This is a genomic window from Saccharopolyspora sp. (assembly GCF_017434145.1).
GTDB classification, from domain to species: Bacteria; Actinomycetota; Actinomycetes; order Mycobacteriales; family Pseudonocardiaceae; genus Saccharopolyspora_C; species Saccharopolyspora_C galaxeae.
On the sequence record NZ_JAFRFW010000734.1, the window covers coordinates 1 to 14,650 of the forward strand.

At 70.0% G+C, this 14,650-nt stretch carries 16 protein-coding genes; 2 read left to right on the forward strand and 14 right to left on the reverse strand.

From position 1 onward, the window contains the following. The 4 genes from IJH84_RS19960 to IJH84_RS19975 all read right to left on the reverse strand — a co-directional run. A partial coding sequence (locus IJH84_RS19960) for an FAD-binding oxidoreductase (RefSeq protein ID WP_295147436.1) occupies positions 1 to 781 on the reverse strand: 781 nt, incomplete at its 3' end. A gap of 2 nt (positions 782 to 783) precedes the next feature. After that, positions 784 to 2,217 (reverse strand): sodium:solute symporter family protein, encoded by a 1,434-nt coding sequence (locus IJH84_RS19965; protein WP_295147439.1) that lies wholly within the window; start codon positions 2,215 to 2,217, stop codon positions 784 to 786. 32 nt (positions 2,218 to 2,249) lie between these two features. Then, positions 2,250 to 3,383 (reverse strand): N-methyl-L-tryptophan oxidase, encoded by a 1,134-nt coding sequence (gene solA, locus IJH84_RS19970; protein WP_295147442.1) that lies wholly within the window; start codon positions 3,381 to 3,383, stop codon positions 2,250 to 2,252. Positions 3,384 to 3,489: 106 nt separating this feature from the next. Continuing rightward, on the reverse strand, positions 3,490 to 4,203 hold the full coding sequence (locus IJH84_RS19975) for a GntR family transcriptional regulator (protein WP_295147445.1): 714 nt from the start codon (positions 4,201 to 4,203) through the stop codon (positions 3,490 to 3,492). Between the two features lie 331 nt (positions 4,204 to 4,534). On the opposite strand from IJH84_RS19975, the gene IJH84_RS19980 reads away from it, so the two are divergent. Beyond that, positions 4,535 to 5,383, forward strand: coding sequence for an alpha/beta fold hydrolase (locus IJH84_RS19980; protein WP_295147448.1), 849 nt, complete (start codon positions 4,535 to 4,537; stop codon positions 5,381 to 5,383). Positions 5,384 to 5,449: 66 nt separating this feature from the next. On the opposite strand, the gene IJH84_RS19985 is transcribed toward IJH84_RS19980, so the two are convergent. Continuing rightward, positions 5,450 to 5,971, reverse strand: coding sequence for an SRPBCC family protein (locus IJH84_RS19985; RefSeq protein WP_295147451.1), 522 nt, complete (start codon positions 5,969 to 5,971; stop codon positions 5,450 to 5,452). A gap of 271 nt (positions 5,972 to 6,242) precedes the next feature. Between IJH84_RS19985 and IJH84_RS19990 the strand changes: the two genes are divergently transcribed. Then, positions 6,243 to 7,352 carry a sodium:proton exchanger gene (locus IJH84_RS19990; protein WP_295147454.1) on the forward strand — a complete coding sequence of 370 codons (1,110 nt, stop codon included), beginning with the start codon at positions 6,243 to 6,245 and terminating at the stop codon, positions 7,350 to 7,352. A gap of 4 nt (positions 7,353 to 7,356) precedes the next feature. On the opposite strand, the gene pqqE is transcribed toward IJH84_RS19990, so the two are convergent. The 9 genes from pqqE to IJH84_RS20035 form a co-directional block, all read right to left on the reverse strand. Further along, positions 7,357 to 8,457, reverse strand: coding sequence for a pyrroloquinoline quinone biosynthesis protein PqqE (gene pqqE, locus IJH84_RS19995; RefSeq protein WP_295147457.1), 1,101 nt, complete (start codon positions 8,455 to 8,457; stop codon positions 7,357 to 7,359). After that, on the reverse strand, positions 8,438 to 8,758 hold the full coding sequence (pqqD, locus tag IJH84_RS20000) for a pyrroloquinoline quinone biosynthesis peptide chaperone PqqD (protein ID WP_295147460.1): 321 nt from the start codon (positions 8,756 to 8,758) through the stop codon (positions 8,438 to 8,440). The genes pqqE and pqqD overlap by 20 nt, the downstream gene beginning before the upstream one ends. After that, the gene (pqqC, locus tag IJH84_RS20005; protein WP_295147463.1) at positions 8,730 to 9,437 is read right to left on the reverse strand and encodes a pyrroloquinoline-quinone synthase PqqC; all 708 of its coding nucleotides are present in this window, start codon (positions 9,435 to 9,437) and stop codon (positions 8,730 to 8,732) included. Before pqqC ends, pqqD begins: the two co-directional genes overlap by 29 nt. After that, positions 9,434 to 10,333 (reverse strand): pyrroloquinoline quinone biosynthesis protein PqqB, encoded by a 900-nt coding sequence (pqqB, locus tag IJH84_RS20010; protein ID WP_295147466.1) that lies wholly within the window; start codon positions 10,331 to 10,333, stop codon positions 9,434 to 9,436. The genes pqqC and pqqB overlap by 4 nt, the downstream gene beginning before the upstream one ends. Positions 10,334 to 10,459: 126 nt before the next feature. Then, positions 10,460 to 10,555 (reverse strand): pyrroloquinoline quinone precursor peptide PqqA, encoded by a 96-nt coding sequence (gene pqqA, locus IJH84_RS20015; RefSeq protein WP_200072856.1) that lies wholly within the window; start codon positions 10,553 to 10,555, stop codon positions 10,460 to 10,462. A 197-nt stretch (positions 10,556 to 10,752) separates the two neighbouring features. Beyond that, positions 10,753 to 11,514: a ribonucleotide reductase gene (locus tag IJH84_RS20020; protein ID WP_295147470.1), complete on the reverse strand. Its 762-nt coding sequence runs from the start codon at positions 11,512 to 11,514 to the stop codon at positions 10,753 to 10,755. A 47-nt stretch (positions 11,515 to 11,561) separates the two neighbouring features. After that, positions 11,562 to 11,777 (reverse strand): rubredoxin, encoded by a 216-nt coding sequence (gene rd / locus IJH84_RS20025; RefSeq protein WP_295147480.1) that lies wholly within the window; start codon positions 11,775 to 11,777, stop codon positions 11,562 to 11,564. Positions 11,778 to 11,910: 133 nt separating this feature from the next. After that, entirely contained in the window at positions 11,911 to 13,593 is a 1,683-nt protein-coding gene (locus IJH84_RS20030) for a PQQ-dependent dehydrogenase, methanol/ethanol family (RefSeq protein WP_295147483.1), read from the reverse strand. A gap of 13 nt (positions 13,594 to 13,606) precedes the next feature. Next, positions 13,607 to 14,071, reverse strand: a complete 465-nt coding sequence (locus IJH84_RS20035; protein WP_200072852.1) for an MSMEG_3727 family PQQ-associated protein — start codon at positions 14,069 to 14,071, stop codon at positions 13,607 to 13,609. Between the last annotated feature and the right edge of the window lie 579 nt (positions 14,072 to 14,650).

Sequence of the window (14,650 nt, forward strand, 5' to 3'; positions counted from 1 at the left end):
CCAGCCGGCCGCCGCCGTCCGGGCGGACGTTGAGCTTCGGCGTGGTGAGCACCCGGTCCATCCGCACCGGCAGGGGACCGGTGTAGCCGAGCAGGCCGACGGTCGCCGAGCCCGCGGCGTCCGTCGCGGCCATCGGTATCCGGCAGCCCGCTGCGGCGCTCAGCTCCTCGGTCCACCGCCCCGCCGCGAGCACCACCGCGTCGGCTTCGGCGGTGCCGTCGGCCAGTTCGATCCGCACTTCTCGCTCCACTTCGGACAGACCGAGGACCTCGGCAGGACAGCGCAACCGCGCCCCGAGATCCCGTGCCTGGCCCCACAACCGCGCCAGCAGGAGTGCCGGTACGACGTGACCTTCGGTCGGGTAGTAGGCGATGTCCTCGATCCCGGCGGGAACCCGCAGGTCCGGGACCAGTTCGCGGGCGCGTCCGGGAGTGATCCAGCCGACCGGGTAGTCGCGGGCCGCGAGCTCGGCGACCGAAGCGGCGAGCCGCTCGGTTCCGGCCTCGTCGGCGGCCCACTCCAGGTTGCCGGTCCGCGCGAACCAGCGCCGGTGCGGTCCCGGATCCGCCGCGAGCGCCTCGTGCTCGGCCATCCCGGCGACGTTGAGATCGTGGTAAGCGCGCGGGTTCTTGTTGTGCGAGTTGGTCCAGGCGAACGAGGTTCCGGAGGTTCCGGCGAGGGCGCCGGACCGTTCGAACACGGTCACCTCGGCGCCGGCGAGGCTCAGCGAACGGGCGGCACTGGCGCCCAGCACTCCGAGTCCGATGACGGCGATCCGCATGCTCAGCTCCTCACTCCCGCGTGCGGGGTCTGGTCGCGGTCGGCGGGTGCGAGCATCGCCAGTGCCAGCAGCACCGCGGCCGAGGCGGCGATCCCGTACACCGCGTACGGAACGGTCGTATCCGCCAGCTGGGCGGCCGCGCAGCCCGCGACCCCGGCGATCATGCTGGCGATCGCGGTCGCCGGTGTCAGCCGGCGTCGCCGGTGCAGCAGGTAGCCGAGGAAGATGGGCGCGGCCAGCGCCGCGGCCGAGTAGGCGTAGGTGGCCACCAGCCAGGTCAGCGCCTTGGGGAACACGATCGCCAGCACCGCGGCCAACAGGGATACCGCGACCGTGATCGTCCGCGACAGCCGCACGGTCCGGCGTTCGTCGTGCTCGCCGCCCACGATGTTGTGGTAGACGTCCCTGGTCAGGTTGGCGACCACGGATTGCAGGGCGGCGCCCGTGGTCGAGACGATCGTCGAGACCAGGAACGCGCCGAAGACCACCACCAGCCAGCTCGGCAGCCGGGTCAGCAGCCATCCGGCCGCGTCCTCCTCGTTGGTCAGACCCGGGTTCAGCGAGTGCACCGCGAGCCCGATGCATCCGGCGTAGACGCCGCCGATGAGCATCGTCAGCCCGGACATCGCGAGCCCGCGCCGGGCGTCGGAGACCTTCTTGGTGGCGAACACGCGCTGGTAGTAGAGCTGGTTGGTCAGCGTCCCCGGCACGATCGCGGCGATCCAGAGCCAGAGCTGCTCCCCGCCGGCCGCGGTGAACCCGCCCCAGCCCCACAGCTGCCGCGGCACGGTCTCGGTGATCTGCCGCCAGCCGCCTGCCAGGTCGACCGCGTAGGCCGCGACGCCGAGCGACAGAACGATCATCAAGATGCCGAACACGAAGTCCGTCCAGGCCACCGACGTCATTCCGCCCGGCAGCACGAACAGCAGCGATGCCAGCATGATCACGACGATCAGCGCGGCGTCCGGCATCCCGGTCAGCCGGCCGAAAAGCTGGGCGAAGGCCACGAACTGGGTCGCCAGCCAGCCGAACGGCACCACCAGGGCGGCCAGCGCGGCGATGGCGGTGACCATCCGATGCCTGCCGAACAGCCGGGTCACGACGTCCGGAACGGTGGTGAACCGCTGCTGCCGCAGCCATTTGGCGATCAGCATCAACCCGAGGAAGCCGACCAGCACGCAGCCCTCGTAGGCGAAGACCGACCAGCCCGAGCGGTAGCCGATGCCGACGTGCGCGATGAGCACCCCGCCGCCGGTCGCGGTCGCGAACTGCGTGATGATCACTACGACCAGCGGCAGCGACTCGCCGGCCGACAGCCAGTCCTGCGCGGTCTTCGCCTTGCGTCCGAAGTGGACCGACATGGCCACTCCGAAACCGATCACGAGCAGGCTGGCGAGGACGACTCCGGCGATTTGGGCGGTGGAACCGGTGGGCACGGTTGCCTCCAGGGGTCCTGTGTGGACGGTTCTCAGTCCGCGCGGCGGCCGGGGTCCAGCGCGGTGATGTCGTGGCTCGCGGGTTCCCCGAGCGCCAGCTCGGCGCCGAGCTCGCCGAAGACCGGGGCGAGCTTGAAGCCGTGCCCGGAGAAGCCGGTCATGACGGTGGCGTTGCGGTGCCCGGGTAGCGGGCCCAGCAGGGCGTGCTCGTCCGGCGTGAAGCCCTCGGCGTAGGTGCCGATCCGCACCGGGTGCGGCACGACCCCGGGCAGCAGCCGCCGGGCGGCTTCCGAAGCCGCGCGGGCGTACTCCGGCTCGGCCGAACGGGGCAGCGCGGCCGGGTCGTGCAGGATCGGCCATCCGAGGTGATGCGGGATGATCTTGATGCCGACCCCGTCCAGCACCGGGAAGCAGGAGAACCCGGCTTCCCGGTGGCGGCGGATCGCGATCGGCAACCGGTCCGGCCGGTGCGCGGCGGTGTCGCGGGTCGCGAACCAGTACGCGGTGATCAACCGGATCTCGACGGGAAGCGTGCTCAGCGGGTCCAGCTGCCGCGCCCACGGGCCCGGGGCGAACACGACGTGGTCGACGTCGAAGTGCGTGGCACCGCTGGTGATTCGCCAACCCCGCGCGGTTTCGGCGACCTCGTCGACCCGGTGGTAGGGCAGGATCGACGCGCCCGCGAGCCCGGCCGCGTGCAGCGCTGCTTGCACCGCGGGTTCGGGCCGCAGCACGCCCGCCGCCGGATCGAACACCATGATCTCGTCGTCGTCGATCCGGTGCTGCGCGAAGCGCTGCCGAGCCGCCGCGGTGTCCAGGACCTCGTGGTCGAGGTCGTGCTCCTCGGCGCAGCGGCGCACGGCGCGGACATCGGCGTGCTCGCGCGGACCGATGGTGAGGCCTCCGCACATCGTCAGCAGCCGGGTGCCGGTGCTCAGTTCCAGCTCGCGCCACAGCGCGCCGGATCGCTGCAGCAGCGGCACGTAACCGGATCCCTCCTTGTAGAGCGTGCGGAAGATGCGGGACTCGCCGGCCGAGGCTCCGCGGTCGTGCCCCGGCGAAAGGGTGTCCAGTGCGATCACGTCGGCTCCGCGCCGGGCCAGGCGCCATGCCGTCATGGCGCCGATGACGCCGGTGCCGACCACCGCGACGCGTGGTGAGGTCATTCGTGGCTCCCATTCTTCGAGTGCGAGCGGAAAAGCCGTGCTGCGGGAGCAACGGCAGCAGGAATCGGCCGGGAAGCGCAGATCCCCGGGCGGACGCGAAGTCGTATCAGGTGGCCAGCACGGATTGCTCGACGAAAAACTCGACCAGGTCGGGCCGGATGATGTGCCACATGGCCTCGGCCAGCCCACCGCCGGTCAGCCAGGTCAACCGGCGCAACCGGATCACGGCCCGGCCCGGCTCGGTGCCGAAGCGGGCCGCGGTCGCCGCATCGAGCGGAATCGGGTCGACGTACACGCGCGACTTCGCCACCGGAATCCGGTTGCGGGCGAAGTAGTCGTGCACCGTGAGGTGTTCCAGGTTCTCGTCGAACAGGCGTGGTGCCAGCGAGAACGGGACGGCGGCGAGCTCGACTGCGATCGGGTTGTGCTCGACGTCGAACTTCAGCCGCCGCACTTGGTTCACCGGCGCGTCCCCGGTGATGCCGGGAAGGGCGACGTCGGCGTCCTCGGCTGGGATCACCATGGCCGAATCCACCGCGTGCGGTCCCGGAATCTCCGGGCCGTGCAGCGCCGGATGCACCATGCGCAGCAGGTTCTCCTGCCGTGCACCGTCGGCGACGAAAGTGCCGCGCCGCCGGTGGCGTTCCACCAGTCCGGCCCGGGACAGCTCGGTCAGCACCCGCTGCGCGGTGGCGCGGCCGACCGAGTACCGCTGCTGGAGTTCGGCCTCCGTGGGCAGCCGCGTACCCGGCGCCAGCGCACCGGACTGGATCTGCTGCTCCAGTTCGGTGCGGATGCGCAAGTACGCCGGGATCGCCACGAGCTGAACGTAGCCCGGCTGGAAATGCCGGTCAATATTCGATTTGATCGGTCAATTGAGGCGGAAATGAATGGCTCGGGCGGTCTTCGCCGAATTGCAGCGGGGGTGGTGGTCCGGACGGACCAAGGCGTCGCTTCCGGCGGCAGGAAGCAAGATGTCCAATGTGGACGAATACTGGTCAAAGCGCACGGGTTCTTGGGAAATCTTGCCCGTGGAGCTCGGCAGTCGGACGGGCGCGGAGCGGAAGCAGCTCTTCCATCGCTACATCATCGGAGTGGAATGCGCGCGATCACCGCAACTTCCCTTCCTCGCCCGCTAACGTCGGACCGCCGTGCTCGATCTCGCCGGCTGGGGCGGAGGAACGGAGGGTGGTGTGGTGTTCGCCGAGCGCGTGCGGTGGAACGGTGTCGTTGTCGAGGTCGCAGGCCCGGACCCCGAGCCGGCGGATGATCGGCCGCCCGTCGTGCTGCTGCACGGCGGATGCCACGGCGCCTGGTGCTGGCGGCAATGGAGCTCGGTGCTGGCAGCGGCGGGATGGCGCACGTACGCGCCGAACTGGTTCGGCCGGTTCGGTTCGGCGCCGGTGGCCGATGCGCTCGGGCGTTCCTTGCGCAGTGTTGCCGACGCCGGCGGCGAACTGTCCAGGGTGCTCGATCGGTTGCGGCGCCCGGCGGTCCTCATTGGACACAGCATGGGCGGATTCGCCTGCCTCGACTGGGCGTGCCGGCACGGCAACGTGGCCGCGCTCGTGTTGGTGGCTCCCGTCGTGCCGCGGGGTTTCGGTGCCGAACCGATCCCGGTGCGGCCGCGTCCGGACCGCCTGTGGCGGCCGCCGGACGTCAGCACCGCCACCAGCATGTTCTTCGACCACCTGGATCTCGACGACGACGCGGGCCGGACCACCGCGCGGGCGTGGGCGCGAACACTGGTCGGCGAGTCCCCGGTCGCGGTCCTCGACGCGGTCCGGTTCCGGCTGCCGGTCGACGTCGATCCGTTGCGGTGCCCGGTGCGAATCGTCGCGGGGGAGCGGGATCCGCTCGTGCCCGTGTCGGCGTTGCGCGAACTCGCCGACCACGTTGGCGCGCACCTGAACGTGCTCGACTGCGGGCACGGCATACCCCTGCGTCCCGGCACAGCTGCTGCCGAGGCGACCGCGGCCTGGCTGAACGAGCAGTGCTAGCCGCGCCGCGCGGCCGAGGTTCCCCCGAATCGCTCGCCGATTGGTCCACTGAGGACTCTCGCGCGACTAGGCGGACTCGCCCGCCTGCGCCCGGGAGGTCTTGCGCCGCGGCATCGACAGGCGACGCAGCACTCGGACCCACCAGCTCCACCGGGCGCGTCGAGCGACGCCGTCGGTGAGGTGTTCCTCCGCACGATCGAGCAGGTCCTCCAGCAGAGCGTCGTGCAGCGGGCCGAAGACCAGGGGCCACGTCAAGAGCGCAGGACCACGCACTCGCATGGCGATCTTGTGCTGGAGCACCGTGCCGTCATGGTCGGGCAGCACGATGAACTCGTGGAAGCCGTCGAACCCGTGTGGCCGGTCGAACCGGAACCGCACCCGCTGGCCAGGGACGTAGGCCACCACGTGGTAGCGGATCGGTCCGTGTCCTCCCGTCGCCCCGATGCCGAGCGGGCGGTCGAGGCGCAGGGCGGGCCAGATGTCGCCGGGCCACGTGGGATCTCCCTCGGCCGCGAGCGCGTCGAGCAGCGCACCCACTGCCTGCGGTTGGACGGCGAAGGTCCGTTCGTGCAGGTTCGCGACGCTCATGGCCTCACCGCCGCTCCGGACGGGAGCTGCAAGCGGTCATGATCGTCAGGTTATGGGAGATGGCTGGTGTGGTAAAGCGTCGTGCTGGGCCCGAGGGTCCGGACGCGCACGCCGTCCGGACGGTGATCTCGCCACAGGCGCACCGGGTGTCGTTCGGCCGCTCGGCGGGAGTGCGCACCGGCGACCGGCCGGGGAAACGGTGTTGCAAACCCGCGCGCAGCGGGGCAGCATGATCGGATCTCCCTGACGTCGGCTCGGCGAGGAGTTTCCCGTGATCCCGGTCGTCGAGTTCGCATTGGGCATCGCACTGCTGGTCTACAGCGCAGAGAAGCTCATCGGGTTCCTGGTCGGCGTGGCCAGCAGGTGGGCGGTCTCGCTGTTCCTCATCGCGGTCGTGTTCACCGGGATCGAGTTCGACGATCTGGCATTCGGCATCGTGCTCAACGTCGACGAACTGGAGCACGTGGCCCTGGGCACGGTGATCGGCACGACGATCGCGATGACGGGGATCGTGCTGGCGTTGGCAGCGCTGATCGCTCCGTGCCGCGTCGACGTTCCCAAGGATTACCTCGCGCTTTTCGTGGCAGGGCCGGTCGTGCTGTGGGCCCTGGCCTTGACCGGGGCGCTGACATCGGTCACGGGCATCGTGCTGCTGGTCCTGTTCGTGGCGTTCGTGTGCTGGATCGGCTATCGCGAATACACGTCGCGACGCCCGGTGTTCCGCAACGCCGAGCTCTACGAGCAGGTCGAGAAGGTCGGCACGCGCGCCGGTGCAGCGGCGACGCCTACCGCCGGAGCAGCCGAAAGCGACGATGCGGCGGACGACGCAGGGGCCTCCGGTACCGGCGGACTCGCCCTCCCGAACGACCTGCGCGTCGACCAGGGCTTCGTGCAAGCCCGTCAACGGCCCCTGTGGGCCGGTCTCGCGCTCGCGGTGCTGGCGTTGGCCGGTCTCGTCGTCGGAGCCAGCATCGCGGGACAGGGCACCGACGGGATCCTCGACGAGTTCGGCATCGACGGCACCGTCTTCGGCGTCACGATCGCGACGCTGGTGCTCTCCCTCGAGGACCTCTTCCTCACCGTGGAGCCCGCACGCAGGGGTGCGCCGGAGATCGGCGTCGCCAACGTCATCGGCAGCATCGTGTTCTCGGTGACCGGCAAGCTCGGCATCGTGCTGCTGGTGGGCGGGGCCATCACGGTCAACGCGAACGTGCTGTCCTGGCACCTTCCCGTGCTGCTGGTGATGACGGTCCTCTCGGCGATCTTCCTGGCGACCGGGCGGTTGCGCCGCTGGCACGGGGCCGTTCTGCTCGCGCTCTACATCGGTTACTTCGTCATCAGCCTGATGGCCTTCGGTGAGGTTCCCCTGGACAGCGATTAGCCCGTCAACGCTGGTCTCGCGGATGCAGCCGCGGGGTGAGCTCGCCGCGGACGGTTTCCTCGCTCGCGTTGGCCGCGCGTACCGCCTGGTCGACGAGTTCGCGGTCCGGCGAGAGGTGGCAGACCGGGTCGGTGCGCGCGGCGTCGCCGGTGAGTTGGAACGCTTGGCAGCGGCAGCCGCCGAAGTCGACGTCGCGGCGCGAACAGCTCCGGCACGGCTCGGGCATCCAGTCCGTGCCGCGGAACGCCTCGAACAGCGGTGACTCCTGCCAGATCCGCGCCAACGGGCGCTCGCGCACGCTTTCCCGCGGCAGCGGTAACGATTGCGCTGCCGGGCAGGGCAGGGCGTCCCCGTTGGGCGCGATGGTGAGCTGGCGTTGCGCCCATCCGCCCATGCACGCCTTGGGGTACTGGCTGTAGTAGTCGGGCAGCACGTGGATGATCTCCATGTGCGGCAGGCGTTCCCGCTCGGATCGCACCACCTGTTCGGCCCGCTCGATCTGACCGCGACCGGGCAGCAGCGCGTCCCGATTGCGCCAGGCCCAGCCGTAGTACTGGGTGTTGGCGAGTTCCAGCCGGTCGGCGCCCAATTCCTCGGCCAGGCGCAGGATTTCGGCGATGCGGTCGATGTTCTGCCGGTGCAGCACCACGTTCACCGTCAGCGGCCATCCCAGTTCCTTGACCATTCGGGCGGCCTCGGCTTTGCGGGCGAAGGAGCGGGTGCCTGCGATTCGGTCGGAGGTGGCGGGCTCGTCGGCCTGCACGCTGATCTGCACGTGGTCGAGACCGGCCGCGCGCAGCTCTTCGGCGCGCCTGCGGGACAGTCCGAGCGCACTGGTGATCAGGTTCGTGTACATCCCGAGTTCGCTGCCGGTGCGCACGATCTCGACGATGTCGCGGCGCTGCAACGGTTCCCCGCCGGATAGGTGCAACTGCAGCACGCCGAGATCGCGCGCCTCGCGCAGCACGCGCTGCCAGTCCGCAGTGGACAGTTCGTCCCGGTAGTCGGCCAGGTTGAGCGGGTTCGAGCAGTACGCGCAGTGCAGCGGACAGGCGTAGGTCAGCTCGGCCAGCAGGCCGAACGGGCTAGGCTTCATGTCGGTCATGGGCGGCCTCCACGCACCGCTTGGCGGCGAGCTGGTCGAGGAAGGCACGCACCTCGCCGGGCTCGACGCCTGCGAAGCGCGCCTGCAGTTCGGCGATCAGCTCGCCGATGTCCCGCCGCCCGTCGCAGAGCCGCAGGATGGCCGCGCCGGTCGGGTTGAGCACCAGCACCGATTCGGGGCCCAGCAGCACGTCCCGCGCGCGGACCTCGTCGAAGGTCAACCGCAGCCCGGTCGTCAGCTGCGGCCGGGCCGAGTCCGGCAGCCGGGCGGGCTCAGCCGGGGTGGGCTTGGTCGATGGCATCGAGCATGCTCCAGAGGACGTCGCACTTGAACGACAGCGCCGCCAGCGCCCGTTCTTGCTCCGCGGCCGAGCGGCACCGCTCGGTGGTCACCTGCAGGCCGTGCTCGGAGTCGCGCGGGGCCTGCTCCAGGCGGTTGCGGAAGTAGGCCAGGCCCTTGCGGTCGACCCAGGTGTAGTGCTGCTCGAACGCGGCGAGCCTGCGGCTCATCAGGTCCGGTGCGAACAGCTCGGTCAGCGAGGAAGCGACCGCCTCGGTCCACGGCCGGGTGCGGGCGAAGGTCACGTAGGCGTCGACGGCGAACCGCACCCCGGGCACGACGTGGCGCTCGTCGCGGACCTCTTCGCGGCTCAGGCCCACCGCCTCGGCCAGCCGCAGCCACGCTTCGATGCCGCCGGGCTCGTCCGCGGTCCCGTCGTGATCGAGGATCCGCCGGATCCAGCGGCGCCGCACCGCCGGATCGGGACAGTTCGACAGGATCGCCGCGTCCTTGATCGGGATGCATTCCTGGTAGTAGTAGCGGTTCGCCACCCAGCCGCGGATCTGCTCGCGGCTCAACCTGCCCTCGTTCATGCGCACGTGGAAGGGGTGCTGGTGGTGGTACCGCTGCGCGTGGGCGCGCAACGCGGCCACGAATTCCTCGGTGCCTGCGGAAGTCCGCGATTCGTCGAGTGCCGTCACGGTCGGATCTGCACCTCTGTCCCGTCGGTGGCGATTTCGAACCCGAGCCGCTCGACCTCGCGCCGTTCGGGCGAGTCGTCCAGCAGCACCGGGTTGGTGTTGTTCAGGTGCACGTAGATCTTGCGCTCGATGGGCAGCTCGGCGAGCTGCTCCAGGCTGCCGCCGGGACCGCTCATCGGCAGGTGCCCCATCTCGCGGGAGGTCTTGCTCGCCAGGCCGAGCCGCGGCATTTCGTCGTCGCTGAAGCACGTCCCGTCGATGAACAGGCCGGTGCAGTCCCGCAGCTGTTCGCGCACCTGGCCGGTGATCTCCTGAACTCCGGACAGGCAGACCGCGGCACGTCCGGAGCGTTCGTCGGTGAAGCGGTAGCCCACGACCCTGCCGGGGCCGCGATCAGGCCCGAAGCGGGACCGCTTGGTGGTGGGGACGTCGAACGCCCGATAGCTCAGGCCGTTGCCGAGCGCCACGTCCTCGCCGGGCACGACCTCCCGCCACTTCACCGGGCAGTAGGCCTGCAACGTGGCCAGCAAGGAGTTGTCCGTGCGCAGCGTCTCGTGCACCGCGGCGGTGGCGTGCAGTTCCAGCGATTCGGCCTCGCGCAGCAGCAACAGGCCCAGCGCGTGATCCAGCTCGGCGTCGGTGAGCAGCACCCCTTGCAGCGGTGTCGCCCTGCCCGCGGCGGGCAGCAGCGCCGGCGACGCCTCCAGCTGGGCGCGCACGTCCGGCGATGCGTTGACCAGGAACCACTGTTCGTGGTCGGCGCTGATCGCGATCGATGACTGGGTGCGTGGCAGGCACGGCCGGGAACCCTCCCGCACCGCCCGGCAACACGGGCATCCGCAGTTCCACTGCGGGACACCGCCTCCCGCCGCCGAACCCAGCACTCGCACCAGCACGCCGACTCCTTGTGTCCACAGTTGATCCGGGAGGTTGCGGCGACTCTCGCGGCTCCGGCGGCGAGGCGGCCACCGCGGGCACCGGCGGCCCGATGTCCGTGGTGGCCTCGAGAACGCTCGCCGGTTTCAGTCTTCGACCTGGGCGACGTACATCGTCACCTCGGCCGCGCAACCGATTTCCTCGAACCGGGGCGGCTCCCATTGCGGGGTTTCCGACTCCATGTCTGCACCCCCTTTCAGCTGCACGACAGCGCCGTGCCATAGGTGCTGTGTGTCACATCGACCATAGCCGAGGTGCACCGTGCTTGTAATGAGCAGCGCTCGTGTCGATCGCGCTGCTGCGGACCGGGAATCGAGTGCTCCGGATGGCTCGGAGCTGTCGTGCGGCGTTAGCGAGCACGCTCGCCGAGGGCGCACGCTCACCAGAACTTGATGTTGACGGCTTTGAGCCTGCGCCGGTGCAGTTGCGCGGTCTTCTCGATGGCATCGGGCGAGATCAGCTCTCCCCACGCGGAGGATGCCTGCTCGCCAGCCCGCAGCAGTTCCTCCATCTCGTCGTCGAGGATCTCGGCGTTCTGGATGACCCGCGAGCCGAACCCGATGTGCCAGCGCTCGTCGCGCAGGACCAACTCCATGCCCTTGTGCAGCCCCGGCAGCTGCACCGACAGGTGCTCGAGCGCGTCGAGCATGGCGTGCTGGGCCGCCAGCAGGACCACGCCCTCGAGGATCATGTGGTAGAGCCCGACCGCGGGAACCAGCCCCGAGTGGTCGTCGGCGAGCTGCTTGGCGATGGCGGGCAGCCGCGTCTCGAACAGCTCCACGATCTCGGGGCTGACGTGCTCGCGCAGCACGTCGAGCCGGGCCGGGACGTCGGCTCCCGGGACGGCGGCCACTTCGGCCGCGACGCGGTCGAAGAACCGCGCGTGCCGCTTCTCGTCGCGCTCCTGCGCGCGGAAGGCCGCCGCCATCGACTCGTCGCCCGCGGCGACCTGGAACGAACCGAGCTCGCCCGCGACCGAGTTCTCACCGATGCAGAAGCCGGCCGTCAGTCCGAGCAGCTGGGTGCGCTCCGCGTCCCGCAATCGGGGCCACGCCTGGACGTCGGCGTCGAGGTCGAGGGCGAACTCGTCCCACTGCAGCGAATCGGCGAGGGTGACGAAGTGGTCGTACCCGGCGATCATTGATCAGCGTCCTCATGCATCGGGGCCTCATTGCATCGGGGGTCGCACTACATCGGGATCTGCTCGCCCGGCTCGAGCTCGCGGAAATCCGACTTCGTCGCCCCGCAGATCGGGCACATCCAGTCGTCGGGGATCTCCTCGAAGCGCGTCCCCGGCGGGATGCCGCCGTCGGGGTCGCCTTCTTCGGGGTCGTAAACCCAGCCGCAGAGCTCGCAGATCCATCTGCTGGTCTGCGGCTGCGCCAATGTTCGATCGGTGCTCATGCGCTCGCCGGTTCCCCGGGCAGCCGGGCGACCCCGCCGTCGTCGCGGCCGTGGAGTTGCACGGTGTCCCGTCCTCTCGAGTCGATCGGGACCTCGCGGGGCGTCGGTTCCGAGCCGACGCCCCGCTGCGGTCTTACTCCGGCAGTGCGAAGGAGAACAGCGCGTCGCCCGCCGAGCCCCCGAGCAGCCCGGGCAGGAAGCCCTCGATCCAGCCGCCCCAACCGGTCGGGACCGCGATGTACTGGCGGCCGTCGACGCTGTAGGTGGTCGGGCTGCTGTGGTGCCCGCTGCCGCACTGGAACTGCCACACCTTCTCGCCGGTCACGGCGTCCAGGGCGACGAACTCACCCGTGGGCAGTCCGGTGAACACCAACCCGCCCGCCGTGGTCAGCACCGAGGCGCACATCGGGTACTCGTTGCGCCAGCGCCACTTCTCCTCGCCGGTGAGCGGGTCGATGGCGGCCACGTACCCGTAGTGGTCGTCGAGGTCCACGGCGACTCCCGCGCCCCAGTACGGGATGCTTTCCTTGAACTCGCGGCGTCGGCGGGTGGCGGTGGCCCCGACTTCCTGCACCGGCACGTAGATCAGCCCCGTCTGCGGGCTGTAGGCCATGTGCGTCCATTCCTTGCCCCCGGCCGGCCCCGGCCAGAAGTGCACCGGCACGCCTTCCGCGTCCGGGTAGACCTTGGCGGTGACCTCGCCTTCGGGGCTGATCTCGCCCCAGGTGATCCGGTCGACGAACGGGAACACCCGGACCAGCTCGCCGTTGACCGCGTCCAGGACGAAGAAGTAGCCGTTCTTGTCCGCGTGCGCGAGCAGCTTGCGCCCCTCGTGCTCGAACAGCAGGTTCTCCATCGTGGAGTCGTAGTCCCACAGGTCGTGCGGGGTGAACTGGTAGTGCCAGCGGATCTCGCCGGTGTCGGCGTCCACGGCGACGACGCAGTCGGTGTAGAGGTTGTCGCCCGGACGCACGGCGCCGTCGAAGTCCGGTGCCGGGTTGCCGGTGCCCTGGTAGATCAGGTTCAGGTCCGGATCGTAGGTGGGGGTGACCCAGCAGTTGCCGCCGCCGCGTTGCCACGCCTCGCCGTCGGCAGGCCAGGTTTCGGAGCCGGGCTCACCGGGCTTGGGGATCGTGTAGCAGCGCCAGCGGCGCTCCCCGGTGTGCGCGTCGAACGCGTCTAGGTTCCCGCGGGTGCCGAACTCCCCGCCCGAGCTGCCGACCAGAACCATGTCCTTGACCAGCAGCGGCGCCACGGTGCGGCTCTCCCCGGCGCGCACGTCGCCGATGGTCACGTCCCAGACGGGCTCGCCGGTCCGGGCGTCCAGCGCGACGAGGTGGGCGTTGAGCGTGGCGAGGTAGACCTTGCCGTGCCCCACGGCCACGCCGCGGTTGACGTTCCCGCAGCACAGCGAGACGTCGAAGGGGGAGGCGTGCTTGTAGCGCCAGAGCTCTTCGCCGGTCTCCGCATCCAGCGCCCAGACCTTCCCGTCCGGGCCGGACACGTACATGATGCCCTCCACGACGATGGGGGCGGCTTCGAAGGAGTAGGTCGACGCGCCGGAGTGCAGCCCCGTCGAACCGGCCTGGAACACCCACGCGGGAGAGAGGCTTTTGACGTTGTCCTTGCTGATCTGATCCAGGCTGCTGTAGCGCTGACCGTCGTAGGTGCCGTAGTAGGTCAGCCAGTTCTGCGGCTCCGACCGGGCGTTGCGCACGCGCTCGTAATCGACGTTCCCGGTGGCGGGCGCGCTGCCCTTGACGTTGCTGAGCGTCCCGAGCGGGACGGCCTGACCTGCATCGACGTAGTCGGTCATGATGTGCTCCTGTCTACGGGCGCGGCTGGGCGGGACGGTCGAGCCGGGCGTGCTTGGGGACGTCGCCGCTGACGACGATCGCGCCGGTGAGGCCGCGGCCTTCGTCGTTGCCGGTCGTGGAGCTGTACCAGTAGTAACCGGGCCCTTGCAGCCGGAGGTCGGCCGTGCCCTTGGAGTGGTTCACCAACCAAATGATCATGTTGTCGCCGTTGCTGGGCAGCACCGCGCAGTGCGTGTTCTTGTCGTCGTTGATGACCGTGAGCTCGAGGTCACCGCCGTGCGGCAGGATGATCGTCGCCGGGTCCCAGCACAGTTCGTCCTCCCGGATCCGGACCGTGGCGCGCATCCGGCCGTCCGGACCCTCCTCGGCGTGCTCGACGTTCCCGGTGCCGAGCATCCGCCCCAGCGTCGCCTTGTTCTGGCCGCACAGGCCCGCTGCGGTCAATTCGGCTTGCCGATCGTCTGCAGTGGCCGTCATCGGTCCCACCTCCTGCTGTGCACGTGTGCGCCACACCCGTGATCACGCGTGCGCTTGATCTCGCTGCTCACGAAAACCGCCTCTCGTCGCCGAACCCAGCACGCCGATTCCGGAAAGCCGCGGCGGACTCGCTCGCCCGTGATCCCTGGTGTCCACACCGGACCGTTGGTTCCCGGAACGTCACCTCGGACCCCGCGTCCGAGCTTCGTCGATCCGGAGCTGCTACGCGGCCGCACCCGCCCCGGGCCCTGCGCGAGCCGCCCGGTGCGGTCGCACCCGGCCGGACCGAAGTGGGCAGGCAGCCACCGCTCGTCTACGCCGAGCAGGAGCCGCGACCGTCCGTTCTCGGACAGCACAGGTCACTCGCCACCTCTCGAGCGTGCTGCGCATCACATCAACAATAACCCAGGGCAGCGAGGTTGTAATCAGGATCACTGCTGTGCCTTATTGCTGAACCGGCTCTCGATTGATCAAGAGTTGCCGCCCGGTAGCCTGCACGTGGGAAGGCTCGCGCCTGGCGCGCTGCCCTTCGGTGGCGCCCCGCTTCGATGGCGCCCGGTTTCGATGGCGCCCGGGCCC